This window comes from Micromonospora sp. CA-259024 (genome assembly GCF_050936255.1).
Taxonomy (GTDB): Bacteria; Actinomycetota; Actinomycetes; order Mycobacteriales; family Micromonosporaceae; genus Micromonospora.
The window spans coordinates 3,216,813-3,239,597 of sequence record NZ_JBNJND010000001.1; the positions used below are offsets into that span (position 1 = coordinate 3,216,813).

The window sequence follows — 22,785 nt, forward strand, 5'->3', positions numbered from 1 at the left end:
AGACCCAGGGGCCGCGCCCGTGCTCGACCGACGCGGCCTCAGATGGGCCCGATCAGACCGACGCCCCGACCGGCGTTGCCGTCTCGTCGGTGCGCCGCGCCACCGGCTCGTCGTCGTGCTCGTCGAGCATCGTCGCCTCGTCGAACGGGTCGTCGCCGCGCAGCACGCCGGCCGCCCGCTCCCGGTCGAACTCCCCGGTCCACGTCCCCACCAGCACGGTCGCGACCGCGTTGCCCGCGAAGTTCGTCAGCGCCCGAGCCTCCGACATGAACCGGTCGATGCCGACGATCAGCCCGACCCCGTCGACGAGGTCCGGCCGGTGCGACTGAAGCCCACCGGCCAGCGTCGCCAGCCCGGCGCCGGTCACGCCGGCAGCACCCTTGGACGCAATGATCATGAACAGCAGCAGCGAGACCTGCTCGCCGATCGAGAGCGGCTTGCCGAGCGCATCGGCGATGAACAGCGACGCCATGGTCAGGTAGATCGCGGTGCCGTCCAGGTTGAACGAGTACCCCGTGGGCACCGTGATGCCGACGACCGGCTTGCTGACACCGAAGTGCTCCATCTTGGCGATCAGCCGCGGCAGCGCGGACTCCGACGACGAGGTCGACAGGATCAGCAGGAACTCCCGGCCGAGGTAGCGCAGCAGCGAGAAGATCGAGATCCGGGCCACGAACCAGAGCAGTGCGCCCAGGAAGACCAGGACGAAGATGAGGCAGGTCGCGTAGAACCCGACCATGATCTGGGCGAGGCTCTTGAGGGCGTCCACGCCGGTCGCGCCGACGACGGCGGCCATCGCACCGAACGCGCCGATCGGTGCCAGCCACATGATCATGGCGAGGACCTTGAAGACCACCCGCTGGATGACGGTGATGGCGCTGAGCACCGGCTCACCGCGCCGGCCCATGGCCTGTACGGCGAAACCGACCAGCAGGGCGACCAGCAGCGTCTGGAGCACCTCGCCCTCGGTCAGCGCGGAGAGCAGCGTGGTCGGGATGACCCCGAGCAGGAAGTCCACCGTCCCGCCGGCCTCGTCGCCGGCGGCGGCCTTGCCCGCGCCCGCGAGGTCCTGGCCGAGGTTCAGGCCGGAGCCGGGGTGGATGAGGTTCCCGACCACCAGGCCGATGGCGAGCGCGACGGTCGACATGGTGAGGAAGTAGCCGAGGGCGAGGCCGCCGACCTTGCCGACCTTCGCGGCCTGCCGGACGGAACCGACGCCGAGCACGATGGTGCAGAAGATGACCGGGCTGATCATCATCTTGATCAGGTTGACGAAGCCGGTGCCGATGGGCTTGAGTTCCTTGCCGAAATCGGGGGCGACCAGGCCAACCACGATGCCGGCGAGCACGGCCACGATGACGGCCAGGTAGAGGTAACGGGTACGGTCCCGACGGACCGGGGGTGCCGGTGAGGTGGTGGATGCGGTGGTGTCCATGTCGACAATGTGAAGCGCGTCTCACGGGTTGACAGCCTTGCGGTCATTCTGTTCACCGCGGAGAAGACAACAGCAGCGGCGCGACGAGGAGGTGGTGGAGGTGGCCCGACGCCAGTGGAGCATCGCGGGGCAACTCTTCGCCCTCCAGGCGGTGGTGGTGACGCTGCTCGTGCTGGCCGGCGCGGCGGGCGCCGCCTGGCTGGCCCGCAGTGACTCCCGCCAGGCCGCGCAGGAGGAGGTGCTCGCGGTGGCGCAGACCGTGGCCCGCTCCCCCGACGTCCGTGCGGCCCTCACGACCGCCGACCCGGCCAGCGTCCTCCAGCCGTACGCCGAATCGACCCGGCTGGCGACGGGCACCGACTTCGTGGTGGTGATGGCACCCGACCGCACCCGTTTCTCGCACCCCACCCGGGAGCGGATCGGCCAGCCGTTCGTCGGCGAGATCGGGCCCGCCCTGGCGGGCCGCCCGTTCACCACCACCAACGTCGGCACGCTCGGCGAGTCGGTGCGCGCGGTGGTGCCGGTGTACGACGAACAGCGGCGCATCGTCGGCCTGGTCTCGGTGGGCATCACCACCCGCGCGATCGACCGGAAGCTGCTCGGCCAGTTGCCGGTGCTGCTCGGTGTGGCCGCACCGGCTCTCGCGCTCGCCGCGACCGGGTCGTGGCTGCTCAGCCGCCGCCTGCGGCGCCAGACGCACGGGCTGGGGCCGGCGCAGATGACCCGGATGTACGAGTACTACGACGCGGTTCTGCACTCGGTGCGCGAAGGTCTCGTCGTGCTGACCACCGACCGGCGGGTGGCGCTGGTCAACGACGAGGGCCGCCGGCTGCTGGGGCTCGACGCGGATGCCCCGGTGGTCGACCAGCCGGTCGCCGGGATCGATCTTCCGCCCGCGGTGGCCGAGTTGCTCGGCACCGGACGCGACGCCCGTGACGAACCTGTCATCGCCGGTGACCGGGTGTTGGTCGCCAACCAGCGGACCACGCGATTCGAGGGCACGGTGCTCGGCACCGTGCTGACGCTGCGCGACCAGACCGAGCTGCGCACCCTGGCCAGCGAGCTGGATTCCGTCCGCGCGCTGACCGAGGCGTTGCAGGCGCAGACCCACGAGTCGGCCAACCGGCTGCACACCGTGTTGACCCTGGTGGAGTTGGGCCGCGCCGACGAAGCCGTCCGGCTCGGCACCCGGGACCTGGCTCTCGCCCAGCAGCTGACCGACCGGGTGGTCGGCGCGGTCACCGAGCCGGCGCTGGCCGCGCTGTTGCTCGGCAAGTCGGCGCAGGCCGGCGAACGCGGGGTGGACCTGGTCATCGAGCCGGACTGCCGCCTCGACGACAGCCCTCTACCGACCGGCGACCTGCTCACCGTCGTCGGCAACCTGGTCGACAACGCCCTGGAGGCGGTGGCCGGGACGCCAGCGCCGCGCCGGGTGCGGGTCTTCGTCGGCACCGTCGACGACGAGCTGGTGGTACGGGTCGCCGACAGCGGCCCCGGCCTCGCCCCGGAGCGGGTGGCCGACGCGTTCCGGCGCGGCTGGTCCACCAAGAGCACCGGCCGGGGCCTCGGCCTGGCGCTGGTCGGTCAGGTGGTCCGCCGGCACGGCGGTAGCTCCGAGGTTGCCCGCTCGGACGACGGCGGCAGCCTGTTCACCGTCCGGCTGCCGGGCGGGGGTGAGCGGCCGTGACCGACATCCGGGTGCTGGTCGTGGAGGACGAGCCGCTGCTGGCCGAGGCGCACACCGCGTACACCGAACGGGTTCCCGGTTTTGTGGTGGTCGGGGTGGCGCACACCGCGCGGGCGGCGATGGCGGCGCTGCGCGCCAACAACGGCGGCGACGTCGACCTCGTACTCCTTGATTTCCGGCTGCCCGACCTGCACGGCCTGGACGTCTGCCGGGCGCTGCGGGCCGCCGGCAGCAGCATCGACGTGCTGGCGGTGACCTCCGCGCGGGATCTGGCGGTGGTGCGCACCGCCGTGTCCCTCGGGGTGACCCACTACCTGCTCAAACCGTTCACGTTCGCCGCGTTCCGCGACAAGCTGGAGCGGTACGCCGACTACCGCGCCCAGGCGCTCGCCGACGGTGAGGTGGCCGCCCAGCACGAGGTGGACCAGATGTTCGCCACCCTGCGCGGAACCGCCGGGCACAGCCTGCCCAAGGGGCTGGACGCGCAGACGCTCAATCGGGTACGCGCCGCCCTCACCGAGGGAACCCGCACGGAGGTGGGGCTGTCCGCGACCGAGGTGAGCGCTCGGACCGGCATCTCCCGGGTGACCGCCCGCCGCTACCTGGAATACCTGGTGACCGTCGACCGGGCCGCGCGCAGCCCTCGCTACGGCACCCCCGGCCGCCCGGAGGTCGAATACCGACCGAGGTGAGCGACAGGTCAGGCGATCTGACGGAGGTCGTCGCCGTAGTCGAAGATAATCCGCATCCGTGCGCCGAGCGCCCGCGCATATCGGCTCAGCGTCGCAACCTCGTTGGCCTCCAGATCGCCGTTCTCGATCTGGCTCACCCGGCCGGGCGTGACACCCATCAGCTCCGCCACCTGCCGCTGCGTCAGGCCCAGCCGCTTCCGCTCCTCAGCAAGGTGGAACGCGCTGATCCACGCCTCGGTACGGGCACGTTCGGCATCAAGCGCTTCATCGTCTCCGTCGTGCAGCTCGGCCCGAATGTCTTGCCAGTCGTGGAAATCGCTCATCAGCCCTCCCTCCGCTTCCTTTCGAAGGCAAGCCAGCCCTCGTACGCAACCTCAGCGACCGGAATCGCACTCTCGTACCACCGATTCCAATCTCCTGCCTTGTTGCCGGCCACCAATAGCACGGCCTGGGACCAGGGATCAAAGACGAACAGCACCCGAACCGCGACGTCCCGTCCGGACCTCGGTCGTAGCTCTTTCAGGTTGCTGATGCTTGAGCCTCTCAGGGTGTCGACCAACGGCCGCCCCAGGCCCGGACCAGTCTCCGCGAGCATGTCGATTGCCACGTTGACCGACCGGTACGTCGCGGGGTCAGCCTGGCGCAGAGATCGCAACCAGTCCCGGACGTCCCTTGTCGTCCTGATCGCCCAGCGAGGTGGCGGCTCATGAGACAGGGGAGAACTATAGCTCGACCTAAACTTATGCTCCAGGGCACCCCGCGGGCCAGGAACCCGGTGGCGGGGCGAAGATCCGTTGTTAGACTCGGTGGAGTTGGGTGCAAGCGATATGACCAGGGAGACCAGACATGGCGGGTGACGACGACATCTCCGGGTAAAACCGGACGTGTTCGGCCACGGGTTCGGCGCGAGTAGACGCAGCTGGCGTGGCCATGTCGTCGTTCACGGTCCCCGTTTGTCGTCGGGCGGCTCTGCAGCGCCCACCCCACCCTTTGAGGTCATTCGCATGTCTGATGCGTTCATTGTCTGCTCGAACCTGTCCTTCTCCTGGCCGGACGACACCCCGGTCTTCTCGGAGCTGTCCTTCACCGTCCCCGGCGGTCGCACCGGCCTGGTCGCACCCAACGGTGCCGGCAAGAGCACCCTGCTGCGGCTGATCGCTGGCGAGTTGCAGCCGACCGGCGGCAGCGTCACCGTCGACGGCCTGCTCGGATACCTCCCGCAGACCCTGCCGCTGGCCGGCGACCTGACCGTGGCCGAGGTGCTCGGCGTCGCCGAGCGGATCGCGGCACTGCACGCCATCGAGGCCGGCGACGCCAGCGAGGAACACTTCGCCACGATCGGCGACGACTGGGACATCGAGGAGCGCACCCGCGCCGAGTTGGACCGACTCGGCCTGGGTGAGCTGTCGCTCGACCGCCGCCTGCACACCCTCAGCGGCGGTCAGGTGGTCTCCCTCGGCCTGGCGGCGCAGCTGCTCCGACGCCCGGACGTGCTGCTGCTCGACGAGCCGACCAACAACCTGGACCTGGAGGCCCGGCACAAGCTCTACGACGTCCTCACCGACTGGTCGGGCTGCCTGCTGCTGGTCAGCCACGACCGGGAGTTGCTGGACCGGATGGACCGCATCGCCGAGCTGGACCGGGGCGAGATCCGCTGGTACGGGGGAAACTTCACCGCGTACACCGAGGCGGTGCAGGCGGCGCGGGAGCTGGCCGAGAGCAACGTGCGCAACGCCGAGCAGGAGGTCAAGCGGGAGAAGCGGGAGATGCAGCAGGCCCGGGAGCGGGCCGACCGGCGGGCCAGCAACGCCTCCAAGAACCTGAAGAACGCCGGTCTGGCCCGGATCGTCGCCGGAGGGCTGAAGCGCAGCGCCCAGGAGTCGGCGGGCAAGGCGCAGGAGACGCACTCCGCCCGGCTCGGCCAGGCCAAGGCCCGACTCGACGAGGCCGGCCGGGCGGTACGCGAGGACGACCGGATCACCGTGGACCTGCCGGACACCACCGTCCCGGGCGGGCGCACGGTCTTCTCCGGCCACGGGATGCGGGCCCGCTTCGACGACCGGGAACTGTTCGGCGGCGACGGCGCCGACCTGGTGATCCGAGGGCCGGAGCGGATCGCGCTCACCGGGGCGAACGGCGTCGGCAAGTCGACCCTGCTGCGCCTCGTCAATGGTGACCTCGAACCGGCCGGTGGCGACATCCGGCGGGCCGACGGGCGGATCGCGTACCTGTCGCAGCGGCTGGACCTGCTGGACCTCGACCGCACGGTCGCGGAGAACTTCGCCGCGTACGCGCCGGGCCTGCCGGACTCCAAGCGGATGAACCTGCTCGCCCGGTTCCTGTTCCGGGGCGCCCGGGTGAACCTGCCCGTCGGGGTGCTCTCCGGCGGTGAGCGGCTGCGCGCCACCCTCGCCTGTGTGCTCTGCGCCGAACCGGCGCCGCAACTGCTGCTGCTCGACGAGCCGACCAACAACCTGGACCTGGTCAGCGTGGCCCAACTGGAGAGCGCGCTGTCCGCGTACCAGGGTGCGTTCGTGGTGGTCAGCCACGACGAGCGGTTCCTCGCCGAGATCGGCGTGCAGCGCTGGTTGCGGCTGGCCGACGGCCAACTGCGGGAGATCGGGGCCCCCGACCGGGCCTGAGCCCGGTCGGCACGTCCTCGGCCCGGTCAGCTCACGTTGGCCGGGCCGAGGACGCTCTTCAGGTCACCCATCAGCGCGGTCGTCGCCGCCACCCGGAACGGACCCAGCCGTAGGGTGGTGGTGCGCCCGCCGTTCTGCAGCTTGACGTGCACCTCGGTGTCGCCGGGGTGCAGCACCAGGGTCTCCTTGAGTCGTTCCACCAGCGGTGGCGTGCACCGGTGCACCGGGATGGTGAGGGTGACCGGCTTGTTGGTGGCGCTGGTGCTGACGTCCGGCATGGACATGTCCATCGCCATGATCCGTGGGGTGTCGTCGCGGCGGTCGACCCGCCCCTTGACCACGACGATGGCGTCCTCGGCGATGTACTGCCCGATCACCTCGTAGGTGTTGGGGAAGAACAGCGTCTCCACCCCACCGGCCAGGTCCTCCAGGGTCGCCGAGGCCCAGGCGCGGCCCTGCTTGGTGACCCGGCGCTGCACCCCGGAGAGGATGCCGGCGAGGGTGACCACCGCACCGTCGGGCACCGCGCCGTCCTCGGCGAGGGAGGCGATGGTGGTGTCGGCCGCCGCGTTGAGGATGTGCTCCAGGCCGAACAGCGGGTGGTCGGAGACGTACAGGCCGAGCATCTCGCGCTCGAACGCCAGCTTGTCGCGCTTGTCCCACTCGCTGTCGCCGATGACCGGCATCACCGTCGTGCTGCCGGTGTCGGCGTCACCGAAGCCGGCACCGAAGAGGTCGTACTGGCCGACCGCCTCCTTGCGCTTGACGTCGGCGTACGCGTCGATGGCGTCGGCGTGCACCGCGAGCAGGCCCTTGCGCGGGTGCTCCATCGAGTCGAACGCGCCCGCCTTGATCAGCGATTCAATGGTCTTCTTGTTGCAGACCACCGCGTCCACCTTGGACAGGAAGTCGTAGAAGTCGGTGTACTCGCCCTTCTCCTCCCGGCACCGCATGATCGAGGCGACGACGTTCGCGCCGACGTTACGCACCGCGGCCAGGCCGAAGCGGATGTCCTTGCCGACCGGGGTGAACGGCCCGGCCGAGGTGTTCACGTCCGGCGGCAGCACCTGGATGCGCATCCGGCGACACTCGGCCAGATAGAGCGCCATCTTGTCCTTGTCGTCACCGACGGACGTCAGCAGCCCGGCCATGTACTCGGCCGGGTAGTGCGCCTTCAGGTACGCGGTCCAGTAGGAGACCAGGCCGTACGCGGCGGAGTGCGCCTTGTTGAAGGCGTACCCGGCGAACGGCACCAGGACGTCCCACACGGCCTGGATCGCCTCGTCGGAGTAGCCGCGCTCGCGGCAGCCGTCCCGGAACGGGATGAACTCCTTGTCGAGGATCTCCTTCTTCTTCTTGCCCATCGCCCGGCGCAGCAGGTCCGCCTGGCCCAGGGTGTAGCCGGCGAGGATCTGCGCGGCGCGCTGCACCTGCTCCTGGTAGACGATCAGGCCGTGGGTGGGCTCCAGGATCTCCCGCAGCGGCTCCTCCAGCTCCGGGTGGATCGGCGTGATCTCCTGGAGGCCGTTCTTGCGCAGCGCGTAGTTGGTGTGCGAGTCGACGCCCATCGGGCCGGGCCGGTACAGCGCCAGGACGGCGGAGATGTCCTCGAAGTTGTCCGGCTTCATCAACCGCAGCAGCGACCGCATCGGCCCACCGTCGAGCTGGAACACGCCCAGGGTGTCACCGCGGGCCAGCAGCTCGTACGCGGCCGGGTCGTCCAGCGGCAGGCCCAACAGGTCGAGCTTCTTACCGTGGTTGAGCTCGATGTTCTTGACCGCGTCGTCGATGATCGTCAGGTTGCGCAGGCCGAGGAAGTCCATCTTCAGCAGCCCGAGCGACTCGCAGGTCGGGTAGTCGAACTGCGTGATGATCGCCCCGTCGGCGTCGCGGCGCATCAACGGGATGTGCTCGATGATCGGCTCGGCGGACATGATGACGCCGGCGGCGTGCACACCGGTCTGCCGGATCAGCCCCTCGATGCCCTTGGCGGTGTCGATCACCTTGCGGACGTCCGGGTCGGAGTCGTACAGGCCGCGGATCTCGCCGGCCTCGGCGTAGCGGGGGTGCTTCGCGTCGAAGATGCCGGTGAGCGGGATGTCCTTGCCCATCACCGCCGGCGGCATCGCCTTGGTGATCCGGTCGCCGACCGCGTACGGGAAACCGAGCACCCGGGCCGAGTCCTTGATCGCGGCCTTCGCCTTGATCGTGCCGAAGGTGGCGATCTGGGCGACCTTGTCCTCACCCCACTTGTCGGTGACGTACTTGATCACCTCACCGCGCCGACGCTCGTCGAAGTCGATGTCGACATCCGGCATCGAGACGCGCTCGGGGTTGAGGAACCGCTCGAAGATCAGGCCGTGCTGGATCGGGTCCAGGTCGGTGATGCCCAGCGCGTACGCCACGAGGGAACCGGCGGCCGAGCCACGACCCGGGCCCACCGCGATGCCCTGGTTCTTCGCCCACTGGATGAAGTCGGCGACCACGAGGAAGTACGACGGGAAGCCCATCTGGTTGATGACGCCCAGCTCGTACTCGGCCTGGACGACGTGCCCCTCCGGGATGCCGTTCGGGTAGCGGCGGGCCAGCCCCGCGAAGGTCTCCTTACGGAACCAGGACTCCTCGGTCTCCCCCTCGGGCACCGGGAAGCGCGGCATCAGGTTGTGGAACTCGAACATGCCCTTCGGGTCGACCTTCTCGGCGACCAGCAGGGTGTTGCGGCAGCCCTCCTGCCACAGCTCGGACGAGTCCACCGCGCGCATCTGGTCGGCACTCTTGATGAAGTAGCCGCCACCCTCGAACCGGAACCGGTTCGGGTCGTCGATGTTGCTGCCCGTCTGCACACAGAGCAGCACGTCGTGGGCGGTGGCCTGCGCCTCGTGGGTGTAGTGCGAGTCGTTGGTGACCACCGGCGGAATGTCCAGCTTGCGGGCGATCTCGGTGAGCCCCTCGCGGACCCGGCTCTCGATGGAGAGGCCGTGATCCATGATTTCCAGGAAGTAGTTGTCCTTGCCGAAGATGTCCTGGTAGCTGGCGGCGACCTTGAGCGCCTCGTCGAACTGGCCCAGCCGCAGCCGGGTCTGCACCGCGCCGGACGGGCAGCCGGTCGTCGCCATGATCCCTTCGGCGTGCTCGGCGATCAGCTCCATGTCCATCCGGGGCCACTTGACGTAGTGCCCCTCCATGGACGCGCGCGAGTTGAGGGTGAACAGGTTCTTCAGGCCCTGTGCGTTCTTCGCCCACATGGTCTTGTGGGTGATCGCGCCGTTACCGGAGATGTCGTCGCTCTTCTGCTCCGGCCGACCCCACTTGACCCGCGCCTTGTGGTAGCGCGACTCCGGCGCCACGTACGCCTCGACGCCCAGGATCGGGGTGATCCCGGCGGCCATCGCCTGGTTGTAGAAGTCGTTCGCGCCGTGCATGTTGCCGTGGTCGGTGATCGCCACGGCCGGCATGCCGAGCCGCTTGGCCTCGGCGAACAGGTCCTTGAGGCGGGCCGCTCCGTCGAGCATCGAGTACTCGGTGTGCACGTGCAGATGCGCGAACGAATCAGCCATGCGTGGCGCCCCCCGGCGGTATGGATCTTGGTGGTCGGAGCCGACCGGGACCTACCCTACCGAGGTGATCTCGGCGGCTCCACCGTCCGCGCCGACGGTCGTGGCCCTCGTCTCCTCAAGGCCTGAGGATGAGCCTAGGCTCGGTGCATGGCCAGGTACTACGACGTGCACCCGGAGAACCCGCAGCCCCGGATCATCGGCCAGGTCGCCGATCTGATCCGCGGTGGCGGGCTGGTCGCCTACCCGACGGATTCCTGCTACGCGCTCGGCATCCAGTTGGGCGACCAGGACGGGCTGGACCGGATCCGCCAGATCCGGCACCTCGACGACCGGCACCACTTCACGCTGGTCTGCCGCGACTTCGCGCAGCTCGGCCAGTTCGTCCAGATCAGCAACTCGGTCTTCCGCCTGGTGAAGGCGTCCACCCCGGGCAGCTACACGTTCATCCTGCCGGCCACCCGAGAGGTGCCGCGCCGGATGTTGCACCCCAAGAAGCGGACCGTCGGCGTGCGGGTGCCCCGGCACACGGTCACCCAGGCGCTGCTGGCCGAGCTGGCCGAGCCGCTGGTGTCGAGCACCCTGGTCCTGCCCGGCGACGACGAGCCGATGACCCAGGGGTGGGAGATCAAGGAACGGCTCGACCACCAGCTCGACGCGGTGCTCGACGCGGGCGACTGCGGCAAGGAGCCGACGACCGTGATCGACCTGTCCGGGCCCGAGCCGGAGATCCTGCGCCGGGGCGCGGGAGACGTGTCCCGCTTCGAGTAGTGGACCCCGCCGCGCCGACGCACCGCGCCGGTCAGCAGCCATCCGCCGTGACTGGTCGCTCAGCTGCTGCACTTTGCTGCTGTACCGCTGGAGTCGGTTTGCTGGCTTCCCTGGTCCAGCCGAGAAAGCGGCGGTGCAGCACGCCGGCCGGCGTCCACGGGATGTCCTCGGTGGCTTGAACGAGGTAGGAGCCGAGGTAGAGGGCCAGCGACACCGGGGCATCCGCGTACTCCGCCAGTAGCTCCCGCTTCCGAGTGGGGCACGGCCAGGGCAGGTCGCAGCCTCCGCAGCTCCAAATCGGCATGACCGGGCCGTGGGTGGTCACCGCACACCATCCAGGAAGCACGCCGTGATCGTCCGGGCCTGTCGGCTGGTCGCCCATTCCACCTGCCAGCACGGGTACGGAGTCAGCCGCGACCACCAGGCGCGGCAGCCGGCACACATGCCGTCGAACCCTCGAACATGCACGGCCAGGATCGCCCGCTCCTGGTGGTCTTTCACGACGGCTCCTCTGCCGGCCAGTGGCCACGATTGATAGGGATGCGGTGTCGGGCGCGGCAGGGCAGTTCGACTCCGCAGCGGCAAATCCGCCGCCACTTTCGCCAGCACCAGATCGGCCGGTGCCGCCGGGCAAGAGTGACGGCCGTTGCGACCAGGTACTCCTCATATGAGACGTTTCGTCTGCTCAGAGTTGTACGGCCGAACTCTCCATCCGCCGTGCGGCTCACCGCTGCTCTTCCGGCACATCCTGCGCCGACTCGCGGTTGCCTTGGGATCGCCGTAGCTGTGCTGCCTGGTCGAGCAATCGCTGTTGCGCCGCCGCGTGCTCGGCGTCCTGGTGCCGCTGCCCCGTCCCGGGCGGTGGTGGTGGCTCGTGCTGCCGGAGCAACCACCGCACCAACAGGTACAGGTGGCATCGGATCGTCACGAACTCGCCCCCTCGTGGAGAGTCGGGAAGGCGAGCCCGACCGGGGCGTCAAAGCTGTAGACGGTGTCCAGCCCCATCACGCCCTGCGGGTCATCGGCATCACAGTTCATGCCGGAGACGGTCCCGCCGACCGGGATGCGGCGACCATGTCGACTGGTCATGTCACGGTGACATGAGCGGGCTCGACCTGCTAGTACACCGACCGTAGGCTCCAGGCTGAGCACCATGGGTAGTCGCCTGACAACGCTGGGAGCCGTTGTGCTGCTCGATCATCTTCGGATACCCGACGACCTCTGGTCGCGCGAGGACATGCGCGCGGTTCTGGCAGCCCGCGATATCGGTGCACTGTTCCGGCTGCTCGCCCGGCATACCGGCGCGAGCCAAACTCGCATCGGCGCGGCTGTCGGCCTAGAGCAGGGCTACGTCAGCCGGATCATCGCCGGCCGACGGGTGACCTCAATCGACGTGTTGGAGCGGATCGCCAACGGCTGTGGCATGCCCGACGATGCCCGGATGACGCTGGGCCTGGCGCCTCGCCAGCGGGCATATCGCCCGGACATGGCGGATCACCCCCGCAGCCGGCACAGTGATGTGCCGGCCAACCGATCCTGGCGCGATGACGTCCGGGCCGTCGCGCAGCTATGGGAAGGCGACGTGAACCGTCGAGACATACTTCGCCAGACAGTCTTCAGCTCCACCGCCTACACCCTGCCCGCTCTACGCTGGTTCGCCGCCACCACGCCGCAACCCGTCGAGCAGGAGGGCCGCCGAAGAGTCGGCCAACCCGACATCGACACCATTCGCCAAATGACCGCCACCTATCGGCGACTCGACAACCAATACGGCGGCGGCCATGCCCGCAACAACGTCACACGGTTCCTCCACCACGAGGTCGCGCCCTTGATGACCGAGGGCCGCTACGACCCGGCGATTGGCCGCAAACTGCTCGCCGCCTTGCCGAGCTGACCCAACTCGCCGGGTGGCAGGCGTACGACATGGCCGAACATGGCCTCGCCCAGCGCTACCTCACCCATGCCCTCGACCTCGCCCGAACAGCCGACGACGCCGGACTGGGTGCCGAGATCCTCGCCGCGATGAGCCACCAAGCCACCTACCTCGGGCACACCGCCACCGGCGTCGACCTTGCCCGCGCCGCCCGGCAGACAGCGCAGCGCGCCGGCCTCACCGTGCTGACTGCCGAAGCCCTGGTCATGGAAGCTCACGCCCATGCAGTCGCCCTTGAAGAGCGCGACTGCGCCACCGCGCTGCACCAAGCAGAGCAAGCCCTCGATCGGGCCGACCGCAGCAGCGACCCCCAGTGGCTCGGCTACTTCGACGAGGCGTACCTGTCAGCCAAGTTCGGCCACTGTTTCAACGCACTCGGTCAACACCGTCGAGCCGAACGCTTCGCCGCTCGCTCCCTAAAGATGGACGAACGCTATGTACGCGGCAAAGCCTTCAACCTCGCCCTCTTGGCCACCGTCCACGCCCACCAGGGCGAGCTGGAACGTGCCAGCGCCATCGGCGCGGAAGCCCTCACCCTGACCACACAACTACGGTCCGCTCGTGCGGTCCGTTACCTGCGCGATCTGCAAACCGATCTGACGCCCCACCGCCGTCGGCCGGCAGTTCGGCAGTTCATCACCCGCGTTGATGCTGCGTTCGGCCAACGTCGCTGACTACAGCTCGCCCAGAGCCTTGCGCGCCACCAGCTCCAACACCGCGATCACCGTGCCGGCACCCACGATCTCACCCTGGGACACGAGATGCCGCGCCTCGTCCAGCGGAATCCAGGCCACTCGCTCGGTCTCGTTGACGTCAACCGGAGCGCCGGTGTGCTCCGCGTTCCGGGCAAGGAACAGCAGGTTCTCCGCGTCCGCGGTCGCCACCCACGGCTGAAACGACAGCAAGGGCTCTACTGCTCCTGGAAGCCACCCGGTCTCCTCCTCGACCTCTCGGACCGCACACTTCGCCGGGTCCTCGCCCTCATCGACGTAGCCACCCGGCAGCTCCCACACCCATCGATCGAACACGAACCGGTGCCGCCGCATCAGCAACAGGCACTCTTGGCCGTCAATTACCGCAACCATGGCCGACCGGGGCGCCCGGATCACGTACTGCTCGAAGCGGACCCCATCCGGCAACTCCACATCCGCGATGCTCAACCTCGACCGGCGGCTGCCGTCTACAACCCGCTCACCATGAATCGTCCACCGCGTCGACCTGCCAGCCAACTCCTCCGTCACCCGGCCAGTATCCAACCAGCGGAATCGAGCCGCTGCCGCACGGCATCCCAACGACTCGACTCGGCCCATGACGGCCGCCGGCGAATCCGCCTTCGTTACCTCCTCCCCGACGGACACAACGATGTCTTTCTAGACAACAGTGTGTGGCACACAGTATGGTGTGACGCATGGTTAGCGAGGACGTTCTACGGACGCACCTACAGGAGTTGCGTCGAGGCACCGTCGTGGTGGCCAGCCTGGTCGCCTTGCGCCGACCGGACTACGGCTACGCACTGCTGCAACGGCTCACCGACCACGGCTTCCCGGTGGACGCCAACACGCTCTACCCGCTGCTGCGCCGCCTGGAGGACCAGGGCCTGCTGACCAGCGAGTGGAACACCGAGGAGAGCCGGCCGCGCAAGTTCTACCGGACCAGCGACGAGGGCGAGTCGATGCTGAGCCGGCTCCTCGACGACCTCGCCGCCGTGCAGACCTCCGTCACCGGGCTGATTCAAGGAGTGGACCGATGAACACCCTGACCGACCGCTACCTCGCCGCCACCCTGCGCTCGGTACCCGTCCAGCGTCGCGACGAGATCGCCACCGAGCTGCGCGCCTCGATCGAGGACATGATCGAGGACCGGACCGGCGGTGGCCAGGACACGACCACCGCGGAGCGGGAGGTGCTGACCGAGCTGGGCAACCCCGACCGGCTGGCCGCCCGGTACGCCGACCGCCGGTTGCAGCTCATCGGCCCGACCTACTACCTGGTCTGGCTGCGACTGCTGAAGCTGCTGCTCAGCTTCATTCCGGCAATCGTCGGCACGGTGGTCACCATCGTCGAAGCCGCCGAAGGCAAGGGCTTCGGTGCGATCGGGCCAGGCCTCGTGGCGGCCATGCAGGTGGCCGTGCAGATCGCCTTCTGGCTCACCCTGACCTTCGCCCTCATCGAGCGGTCCCAGCCGACCGTGGACCTGCCGGACTGGACGGTCGACCAACTGCCCGACGCCCCGGTACGCCGGGGCATCCCCCTCGCCGACACCATCGCCTCGGTGGTCATGCTGGTGCTGACCATCGGCTACCTGCCCTTCCAGCACTACCAGTCGTGGGTGCACGCCACCGACGGCGAGAACATTCCGATCCTCGACCCGGATCTGTGGTCGTTCTGGCTGCCGGCGCTGATCGTGGTCCTGGTCGCCAGCGTGATCTTCGAGGTCGTCAAGTACCGGATCGGGCGCTGGACCTGGACCCTGTTCGGCATCAAGGCTCTGCTCAACGTGGCGTTCGCGGTGCCGCTGGTGTGGTTGGCGCTCTCCGACCGGCTGTTCAACCCGGTCCTGGCCGAGCGCCTGAGCTGGCTGGCGGAGGCGGACAACCGGAACGCCCTCGGGGCGGCCATCGCACTGGGTGCGGCCGTGGTCATGGTGTGGGACCTGATCGACACCGCTGTGAAGACGCGACGTCAGACGGCGTGAGCGGCAGCGAACACGGCGGCCCGGCGCGTACCCCGCGCCGGGCCCGCCGGCCGTCGGCGGGTACCGGCCCGCCGGGTTGGCGGGCGCGGGCGGCGACGTGGCATCGTTCGCGGGTGACCGTGGCAGAGCGAGCAGAATGGCGCCGTCCGGGTCCGACGCGAGAGCAGCGCCGCAACGACCTCTGGATCGGCTTGGGGGTGACCGGGCTGGCGCTGGTGAGCCTCACCCTGGCGCGCAGCACCGGGGCGTTCCTGCTGGGTCCACCGCCGTCCGGGCCGGAACAGCTCTTCTGGACCGTCGCGGTAACCCTTCCGCTGATCTGGCGGCGACGCTGGCCCGCCGCGACCCTGCTGATCGTCTCGGTGGCGTTCATCGCCGCGCAGGCACGATCGGCGCCGGAGACCCAGTTCTCCTCGTGGGCCCTGTTCTGCGCTCTCTACACCGTCGGCGCCTGGGGGCAGGACCGTCAGCTCGCCCGTCGGCTGCGGATCGGCGTGATCACCACGATGTTCGCCTGGCTGGGCATCTACTACGCGGTGATGATCGAGCACATCCCGCCCGGTGCCTTCGCCGACGCGGTCGGGCCGGTGCCACCGGTGCTCGCCGCGATGGTCACCGGCGTGCTGGTCAATGTGCTGGTCTTCGGGTTCGCGTACTTCTTCGGCGAGACCGCCTGGGTGGCCGCGCGGCGCGAGCACGAGCTGCGCGCCCAGGCCGAGGACCTGCGCCGGTCGCAGGCCGAGTCCCGGGAACGGGCGGTGCTCGGCGAGCGGGTCCGGATCGCCCGCGAGTTGCACGACGTGGTCGCCCACCACGTGTCGGTGATGGGGGTGCAGGCGTCCGCCTGCCGCCGGGTGTTCGACCGCGACCCGGGCAAGGCCCGCACAGCACTGACCGCCATCGAGCAGAGCGCCCGCACCGCCGTCGACGAGCTGCGTCGGATGCTCGGCGTGCTGCGCGCCACCGCCGACGCCGACGCCGAGCCGCCGGCGACCGGCGGCATCGAACGGATCGGCGAGCTGGTCGAGCGGGCCCGAGCCGCGGGACTGACGGCCACCCTCGGGGTGTACGGCGACCCGGTCGCGGTGCCCGAATCGGTCTCGCAGGCGGCCTACCGGGTGACGCAGGAGGCGGTGACCAACACGCTGAAGCACGCCGGAGCGGATCTGTTGGACGTGCGGGTCCGGTACCTGGCCCGGGAGGTGGAGGTCGACGTGACCGACGACGGACGGGCGGGCGGCAGGGCCGACGCCGTCGGGCTGGGTCTGATCGGGATGCGCGAACGGGTCAGCGCGCACGACGGCGACCTGGAGGCTGGGCCGCGTGCTGCTGGCGGTTGGCGGGTACGCGCCCGCTTTCCGCTGCCGGTGTCGGCGGACCCGCCGGTCGCCGCGCAGCGGGAGACGAGCGACGGGCGACAGCTGGCAGCCGGCGCGGAGCGTTCGGCGTGAGCGCCGCACCAGCCCACGGGGCGGCCGCCGGTCGGGCGGTCCGGGTGCTGCTCGCCGACGACCAACACCTCGTCCGTACCGGCTTCCGGGTCATCCTCGAGGTGGAGGACGACATCGAGGTGGTCGGTGAGGCCGCCGACGGTGAGCGCGCCGTCGCCATGACCCGAGCAACCCGCCCCGACGTCGTCCTGATGGACGTGGAGATGCCCGGGATGGACGGGCTGGAGGCCACCCGGCGGATCACCGGCGCCGGGCCGGGTGCACCGGCGGTGCTGATCCTCACCACCTTCGACCGCGACGACTACCTGTTCGCCGCGCTGCGGGCCGGGGCCAGCGGCTTCCTGCTCAAGAACGGCACTCCGGAGGAACTGATCGAGGCGATCCGGGTGCTGGCCAGGGGCGACGGCCTGCTCGCCCCGGAGATCACCCGCCGAGTGATCTCCACGTTCGCTCGGCTCGGCGACCCGGCGGGCACCGCCCACCGTGGACCGGACGCCGACGCCGCGCTGGCTGAGCTGACCCCGCGTGAACGGGAGGTGCTGGTGCTGCTCGCCGCCGGATCGAGCAACGCGGAGATCGCCGCGACCATCCATCTGGGCGAGGCGACGGTGAAGACGCACGTGAGCCGGGTACTGGCCAAACTCGGCCTACGCGACCGGGTGCAGGCGGTGGTGTTCGCGTACGAGAACGGGGTGGTCCGGCCCGGCGGGTGACGGCCGTCCGCCGCGAGGTGGACCCGCCCGCTCCGCCGCCGGGCGGACGGCGGCAGGCCGTATTCGATCTAGCGTGGGCACGTGACCAGAACGCTTCGCCTCGACGGCGTCGACCGCAGCTTCGGCGACCGGCAGGTGCTCAAGAACGTGTCCTTCGAGGTGGCCGCCGGCCGGATGACCGGCTTCGTGGGCGCCAACGGCGCCGGCAAGACCACCACCATGCGGATCATCCTGGGTGTGCTCGCCCCCGACGCCGGCGAGGTGAGCTGGGGCGGCACACCGCTGACCCGGCAGGACCGACGGCGCTTCGGTTACATGCCGGAGGAGCGGGGCCTCTACCCCAAGATGACCACCCGGGAGCAGGTGACCTACCTCGGCCGGCTGCACGGCCTGGACGCACCGGCGGCGCGGCGGGCGACCGACACGCTGTTGGAACGGGTCGGGCTCGGTGAGCGCGGCGACGACCTGCTGGAGACGCTGTCGCTGGGCAACCAGCAGCGCGCCCAGATCGCGGCCGCGCTGGTGCACGACCCCGAGGTGCTGGTGCTCGACGAGCCGTTCTCCGGCCTCGACCCGCTGGCCGTCGACACCGTCGTCACCGTGCTGAGGGAACGGGCCTCCGCCGGAGCGCCGGTGCTCTTCTCCAGCCACCAGCTCGACGTCGTGGAGCGGCTCTGCGACGACCTGGTGATCATCGGGGACGGGGTGATCCGGGCCGCCGGCAGCCGGCGGCAACTGCGCGACTCGTACACCGTGCCCCGTTACGAGCTGGTGGTGGCGAGCGACGCCGGCTGGGTACGCGACCACCCCGGGGTGACCCTGGTCGAGCTGGACGGCGCGCGAGTCGTCTTCGACCTGCCGGCCGGCGCCGACGAACAGCCCGTGCTGCAGGCGGCCCTCGCCCGCGGCCCGGTCCGCGCCTTCCGCCCGGTCAGCCCCTCGCTCACCGAGATCTTCCGAGAGGTCACCCAGTGAACGTCACCCAGGCCACCCGGCTGGTCGCCGAACGCGAGATCCGGGTCAAGCTCCGCGACCGTACCTTCCTGTTCGGCACGCTCTTCTTCCTGTTGATCGCCGCGGCGGGCACCATCCTGCCGCCGCTGCTCTCCGGCGGGCCGTCCACCGTCGCGGTGACCGAGAGCGCGGCCGGTCCGCTGCGCGCAGCCGGCCTGGAGGTCCGGGTGGTCCCCGACGACCAGACCGCCGAGCAGGCCGTCCGCGACGACGACGTGGACGCCGCGGTCGTCGCCGGGCCGGCCGTCCTGGCCATGGATGAGGCCCCCGACGACGTGGTACGGGCCCTGAGCAGCCAGCCGACCGTACGCCTGCTCGACCCGGACGCGGTCGACCCGGTGGTGGCGTTCCTGGTGCCGTTCGTCTTCGCGTTCGTCTTCTTCATCACCTCGCAGACGTTCGGTGTGCAGATCGCGCAGAGCGTCATCGAGGAGAAGCAGACCCGGATCGTGGAGATCCTGGTCGCCGCCGTGCCGGTCCGGGCGCTGCTGGCCGGCAAGGTGGTGGCGGGCGGCATCCTGGCGTTCGGGCAGATCGCGCTCATCGCGGTGGTGGCGGTGCTCGGACTGCAGATCGGCGACAGTGGCGGTCTCCTCAGCCTGCTCGCCCCGGCGATCGGCTGGTTCGTGCCGTTCTTCCTGCTCGGTTTCGTGCTGCTCGCGGCGATGTGGGCGGCCGCCGGCGCCCTGGCCAACCGGCAGGAGGACATCGCGGCCGTATCGACGCCGGTGCAACTCGCCGTCATGCTGCCGTTCTTCGCGGTGATCTTCCTGAACGACAACGACACCGCGATGCGGGTGCTGTCCTACCTGCCGTTCTCGTCACCCACGGCCATGCCGCTGCGGCTGTTCACCGGTGACGCGGCCGGTTGGGAGCCGTTCGTCTCGCTGGCCATCCTTCTGCTCGCCGCCGGGGCGTTCCTGGTCGCCGGCGCCCGGGTGTACGAGGGGTCGCTGCTGCGCACCAACGGCCGGACCGCACTGCTCACCGCCTGGCGGGAGCGGGAGACGATCGGCTGAGCCGACGGTTCGCCCGCGCGGGCGCCGGTGTCCTGATCGGACGCCGGCGCCCGCTGCCGTACGGCACCGTGCCGACCGGTGTTCGGCGACTGCGAACAGGGCGAACGTTCCTACGGTGAGCCGATCCCCACGGCAACGACCTGGTCGTCGCCCGGACCGGAAAGGCTCTCCATGACCCCATCGAACGGCCCGCGGCACCACGCCGCCACACGACACCTGCGTCGTCTGCTCAGCGTGGTGCTCGCGGTCGTCCTCACCAGCACCCTCACCGCCCTCGTCCGCCCCGCACCGGCCGCCGCCGCGCCGGGTGATCTCATCCTCAACGGCACGTTCGACAACGGCAGCACCGAGCCGTGGTGGACCCGGCTCGCCTCGACCAGCACCACGGTCAACTCGGGGCAACTGCGCATCCGCACCAGCGGGCCGGCCAGCAAACCCACCTGGGACGACCTGGTCGGTCACTTCGAGTTCGGGGTGACCGCCGCGCAGCCGTACCGGCTGCAGTTCGACGCCTCCGCCGACGTCAGCCGCTCCCTCCGCGTCTCGGTGTCCCGGGTGGACACTCCCTTCACCTCGGCGGTCGACCAGACCGTCGCGCTCACCACCACGATGCGCCGGTTCACCTTCGACTTCACGTCGCCGTTCGGTGACCCCAAGGCGGTGCTCCTGTTCCACCTCGGCGCCCACGCCGCGTCCACGGTGCGGCTGGACAACATCTCGCTCACCCCACTGGCCATCGACCCGGCCAACGACCCGATCCTGTACTGGAATGGCATCCTGCTGGACACCTTCAAGGGCCTGAACGCCGGGCCCACCGTCCTGTCCCGCCAGGCGGCCATCCTGCACGCGGCGATGCACGACGCCGCCGTCTCGGTCACCGGCGTCGGCAACCCCTACCGGGTACGCGTGCCGGTCAGCTATCCGGGCACCATGGACAACGTCGTGGCACCGTCCCTGCACGCCGCCATCGACAGGGCGGCGTACGACGTGCTGACCGCCCTGTTCAGCCGCTACGGTCGCTCCTTCTCCTCGGCCCTCGCTGGCGCCGTCAACCGCCGGCCTTCCGGCGTGAACGCCGCGGAGGTCGCGCGGGGTGACACGGTCGGTGCCGCGGCTGCCGCCGCAAACCTCCAGGCCCGCACCAACGACGGCTCCGACAACGGGGATGCGTACCAGTTGGACGGGGTGCCCGGGTCGTGGCGGCCGACCGACGAAGCGGGTGCCGTCACCCCGAACTGGGGACTCGTTACCCCCTTCGCGCTGTCCTCGGGCTCGCAGTTCCGGCCCGGCCTACCGGCGGGCGCTGTCGACTACGGGGATCTGCTCGGCAAGCAGGAGTACCTCGACCAGGTCCGGGAGGTCCGCGAATACGGCGGCAAGGGACAGTCGCTGCGCACCGCCGACCAGACACAGATCGCATTCTTCTGGGCCAACGACCTGCCCGTGACGTACCGGCCGCCAGGCCAGCTCTTCGCGCACACCCAGATCGTGGCGAAGCAGCGGAAACTCGGCATCCTCGCCAACGCCCGGCTCTTCGGACTGGTCGCCCTCGCACTCGCCGACGCCGCCATCGCCGCCTGGGATGCGAAGTACCTGACCACGATCGACCTGTGGCGGCCGGAGAGCGCCATCGGCGACGGATGGCAGCCGCTGTCCCAGAAGGAGAGTGGGGTGTCGTTCTCGCCGCCCTTCCCTGCCTACGTCTCCGGGCACGCCACCTTCGCCGGGGCCTGGGCGGCGGTGATGCAGAGGTTCTTCGGCACCGACGCGATCGCCTTCGACGCCACGACCGACGATCCGCACACCGTGGGTGTGGTCCGGCACATGACCGGCTTCGACCACGCCGCCCAGGAGAACGCGCTGAGCCGGATCTACCTCGGCGTGCACTACCGGTTCGACGCGGAAGCCGGCCTCGCCACCGGCCGCTCGGTGGGCGCGTACGTCTACGCCAACCGGCTGCGCCCGTGAGTCGTTCGCCGGTGTAACGGGGGGATGCTCCCCGTCCGGTCCACGGACCGGACGGGGAGCATCACGTGTCACGGCGACGGTTCACAGTGCCAGTGGCCGAAACCGCCGGTACGCGACCAGACGTCCCGCGCCGCCCGGATGCTCCAACCAGGGTCCAGCGCGGTCCGGCGGTCGACGCCGCGTCGGGACAACTCCATGTCACTGAACTGGAACAACCCCCAGCGCCGCGTCCCGTCCGCGACGACCTCCACCCGGTACGGGTCCAGCCCGGACAGGCACCGCGCCACCTGCACCGCCCCGGCCGGATCCTCCGGGAAGACCCTGCGCAGGTACGTGCCGATCCGGTCCTCCGACCAGGTGGCCGGCACCACCGGATCGCCCGCCAGCGCGTCGAGCACCCGCCCGTCCGCGGTGCCGCTGACCGGCAGGCCCTCCAGCGCCTGGAAGGCGATCACCCGGCTGGTGGTGTCCGGGCCGAACCAGCCGTCCACCGGCACGTCCAGTCCGCCCGCCACCAGCCGCTCCTGAAGGTCCAGCACACACGGGCCGTACATGCCCTGGCGCAGGACCAGCGGACAGTCGTCGGTCGGCGGGTCGTCGACCGTGGCGGCGGCGCCCGGTAGCAGCGCCCCGGACGCCCCGACCGTCAGCACGCCGAGCACCGCGAGCACCGCCAGTCGAAGCCGGCGACGGACGGGCCGGGGCACCCCGGATCGCGGCAGCTGCGGCGGGACCGGGCCGATGCTCGCGGACGGGTCGACGGACGGGGGCGGGTCGACGGGGGTCCGCGACGGTTGGGTCTCCCATCGGTCCCGCTCGCCGAGGCGGGCCTCGATGTCCCGCCGCATTCTCAGCCACCTCTCGACCTCGCCTGCCGTCGCACCGCAGGCCGCGAGCAACGCCACGACGGTGCGCTCCCGGGGCAGCGTGGTCCGCCCCAGCATCGTGGCGAGAGTGCTCGGCGGCAGCCAGTGTCCGGCTGCCGAGGCGCGCCGGGTGATCTCCCGGTAGGTCAGGCCGGAGCACCGCCGCACGTCCCGCAGCAACGCGACGTACTCCCCCGCCGTGGCCGCCTGCGGCACCGGATCCCGGGCAGCGTCATCCATCGAATCTCCCCGCGTCGTTGATGTCGTCGGGCCCGGACCGGTGCCGGTCCGAGCCCGCCGGCCGTACGCCGTTCGGTGGCGCGGCCATCGAGGAACGACGCTAGAT

General features: G+C 70.2%; 18 protein-coding genes and 2 pseudogenes. 12 read left to right on the forward strand and 8 right to left on the reverse strand.

Annotation, left to right across the window (positions count from 1 at the left end; all coding sequences use genetic code 11):
* Positions 1-52: 52 nt before the first annotated feature.
* On the reverse strand, positions 53-1,435 hold the full coding sequence (locus tag ACQEUX_RS13995) for a cation:dicarboxylate symporter family transporter (RefSeq protein ID WP_433046701.1): 1,383 nt from the start codon (positions 1,433-1,435) through the stop codon (positions 53-55).
* Positions 1,436-1,535: 100 nt separating this feature from the next.
* Between ACQEUX_RS13995 and ACQEUX_RS14000 the strand changes: the two genes are divergently transcribed.
* Together ACQEUX_RS14000 and ACQEUX_RS14005 are read left to right on the forward strand one after the other, a co-directional pair.
* On the forward strand, positions 1,536-3,122 hold the full coding sequence (locus tag ACQEUX_RS14000; protein ID WP_433046704.1) for an ATP-binding protein: 1,587 nt from the start codon (positions 1,536-1,538) through the stop codon (positions 3,120-3,122).
* Positions 3,119-3,814, forward strand: a complete 696-nt coding sequence (locus tag ACQEUX_RS14005) for a response regulator (RefSeq protein WP_433046707.1) — start codon at positions 3,119-3,121, stop codon at positions 3,812-3,814. Before ACQEUX_RS14000 ends, ACQEUX_RS14005 begins: the two co-directional genes overlap by 4 nt.
* A gap of 8 nt (positions 3,815-3,822) precedes the next feature.
* On the opposite strand, the gene ACQEUX_RS14010 is transcribed toward ACQEUX_RS14005, so the two are convergent.
* Positions 3,823-4,137, reverse strand: a complete 315-nt coding sequence (locus ACQEUX_RS14010; RefSeq protein WP_433046710.1) for a helix-turn-helix domain-containing protein — start codon at positions 4,135-4,137, stop codon at positions 3,823-3,825.
* On the reverse strand, positions 4,137-4,529 hold the full coding sequence (locus ACQEUX_RS14015) for a type II toxin-antitoxin system RelE/ParE family toxin (RefSeq protein WP_433049829.1): 393 nt from the start codon (positions 4,527-4,529) through the stop codon (positions 4,137-4,139). The genes ACQEUX_RS14010 and ACQEUX_RS14015 overlap by 1 nt, the downstream gene beginning before the upstream one ends.
* A 289-nt stretch (positions 4,530-4,818) precedes the next feature.
* Between ACQEUX_RS14015 and abc-f the strand changes: the two genes are divergently transcribed.
* The gene (gene abc-f, locus ACQEUX_RS14020) at positions 4,819-6,456 is read left to right on the forward strand and encodes a ribosomal protection-like ABC-F family protein (protein WP_433046713.1); all 1,638 of its coding nucleotides are present in this window, start codon (positions 4,819-4,821) and stop codon (positions 6,454-6,456) included.
* A gap of 26 nt (positions 6,457-6,482) precedes the next feature.
* Here the strand turns inward: abc-f and dnaE are convergent, their stop codons facing one another.
* On the reverse strand, positions 6,483-10,013 hold the full coding sequence (gene dnaE / locus ACQEUX_RS14025; protein ID WP_433046717.1) for a DNA polymerase III subunit alpha: 3,531 nt from the start codon (positions 10,011-10,013) through the stop codon (positions 6,483-6,485).
* Between the two features lie 147 nt (positions 10,014-10,160).
* Here dnaE and ACQEUX_RS14030 point away from each other — a divergent pair, with 147 nt between their 5' ends.
* On the forward strand, positions 10,161-10,781 hold the full coding sequence (locus ACQEUX_RS14030) for an L-threonylcarbamoyladenylate synthase (RefSeq protein ID WP_433046720.1): 621 nt from the start codon (positions 10,161-10,163) through the stop codon (positions 10,779-10,781).
* 31 nt (positions 10,782-10,812) lie between these two features.
* Here the strand turns inward: ACQEUX_RS14030 and ACQEUX_RS14035 are convergent, their stop codons facing one another.
* Together ACQEUX_RS14035 and ACQEUX_RS14040 are read right to left on the reverse strand one after the other, a co-directional pair.
* Positions 10,813-11,106 (reverse strand): hypothetical protein, encoded by a 294-nt coding sequence (locus ACQEUX_RS14035; RefSeq protein WP_433046723.1) that lies wholly within the window; start codon positions 11,104-11,106, stop codon positions 10,813-10,815.
* Positions 11,103-11,408 (reverse strand): annotated as a pseudogene (locus tag ACQEUX_RS14040) (hypothetical protein); the annotation flags it as partial. The pseudogene ACQEUX_RS14040 and the gene ACQEUX_RS14035, both read right to left, overlap by 4 nt.
* A gap of 559 nt (positions 11,409-11,967) precedes the next feature.
* Between ACQEUX_RS14040 and ACQEUX_RS14045 the strand changes: the two are divergent.
* A pseudogene (locus tag ACQEUX_RS14045) lies at positions 11,968-13,388 on the forward strand (helix-turn-helix domain-containing protein).
* Here the strand turns inward: ACQEUX_RS14045 and ACQEUX_RS14050 are convergent.
* On the reverse strand, positions 13,389-13,955 hold the full coding sequence (locus ACQEUX_RS14050; RefSeq protein WP_433046726.1) for an NUDIX hydrolase: 567 nt from the start codon (positions 13,953-13,955) through the stop codon (positions 13,389-13,391).
* A gap of 167 nt (positions 13,956-14,122) precedes the next feature.
* On the opposite strand from ACQEUX_RS14050, the gene ACQEUX_RS14055 reads away from it, so the two are divergent.
* The 7 genes from ACQEUX_RS14055 (at position 14,123) to ACQEUX_RS14085 (ending at position 21,573) form a co-directional block, all read left to right on the forward strand.
* On the forward strand, positions 14,123-14,464 hold the full coding sequence (locus ACQEUX_RS14055) for a PadR family transcriptional regulator (protein WP_334632007.1): 342 nt from the start codon (positions 14,123-14,125) through the stop codon (positions 14,462-14,464).
* On the forward strand, positions 14,461-15,408 hold the full coding sequence (locus ACQEUX_RS14060; RefSeq protein WP_433046731.1) for a permease prefix domain 1-containing protein: 948 nt from the start codon (positions 14,461-14,463) through the stop codon (positions 15,406-15,408). Before ACQEUX_RS14055 ends, ACQEUX_RS14060 begins: the two co-directional genes overlap by 4 nt.
* A gap of 113 nt (positions 15,409-15,521) precedes the next feature.
* Entirely contained in the window at positions 15,522-16,859 is a 1,338-nt protein-coding gene (locus tag ACQEUX_RS14065; protein WP_433046734.1) for a sensor histidine kinase, read from the forward strand.
* Positions 16,856-17,572 (forward strand): response regulator, encoded by a 717-nt coding sequence (locus ACQEUX_RS14070; RefSeq protein WP_433046737.1) that lies wholly within the window; start codon positions 16,856-16,858, stop codon positions 17,570-17,572. The genes ACQEUX_RS14065 and ACQEUX_RS14070 overlap by 4 nt, the downstream gene beginning before the upstream one ends.
* A gap of 81 nt (positions 17,573-17,653) precedes the next feature.
* Positions 17,654-18,547: an ABC transporter ATP-binding protein gene (locus ACQEUX_RS14075; protein ID WP_433046740.1), complete on the forward strand. Its 894-nt coding sequence runs from the start codon at positions 17,654-17,656 to the stop codon at positions 18,545-18,547.
* Complete coding sequence (locus tag ACQEUX_RS14080) at positions 18,544-19,605, forward strand: ABC transporter permease (RefSeq protein ID WP_433046743.1); 1,062 nt, start codon at positions 18,544-18,546, stop codon at positions 19,603-19,605. The genes ACQEUX_RS14075 and ACQEUX_RS14080 overlap by 4 nt, the downstream gene beginning before the upstream one ends.
* 171 nt (positions 19,606-19,776) lie before the next feature.
* Positions 19,777-21,573, forward strand: coding sequence for a carbohydrate binding domain-containing protein (locus ACQEUX_RS14085; protein WP_433046746.1), 1,797 nt, complete (start codon positions 19,777-19,779; stop codon positions 21,571-21,573).
* A gap of 68 nt (positions 21,574-21,641) precedes the next feature.
* Here the strand turns inward: ACQEUX_RS14085 and ACQEUX_RS14090 are convergent, their stop codons facing one another.
* Complete coding sequence (locus ACQEUX_RS14090) at positions 21,642-22,679, reverse strand: peptidoglycan-binding protein (protein WP_433046749.1); 1,038 nt, start codon at positions 22,677-22,679, stop codon at positions 21,642-21,644.
* Positions 22,680-22,785 lie beyond the last annotated feature (106 nt).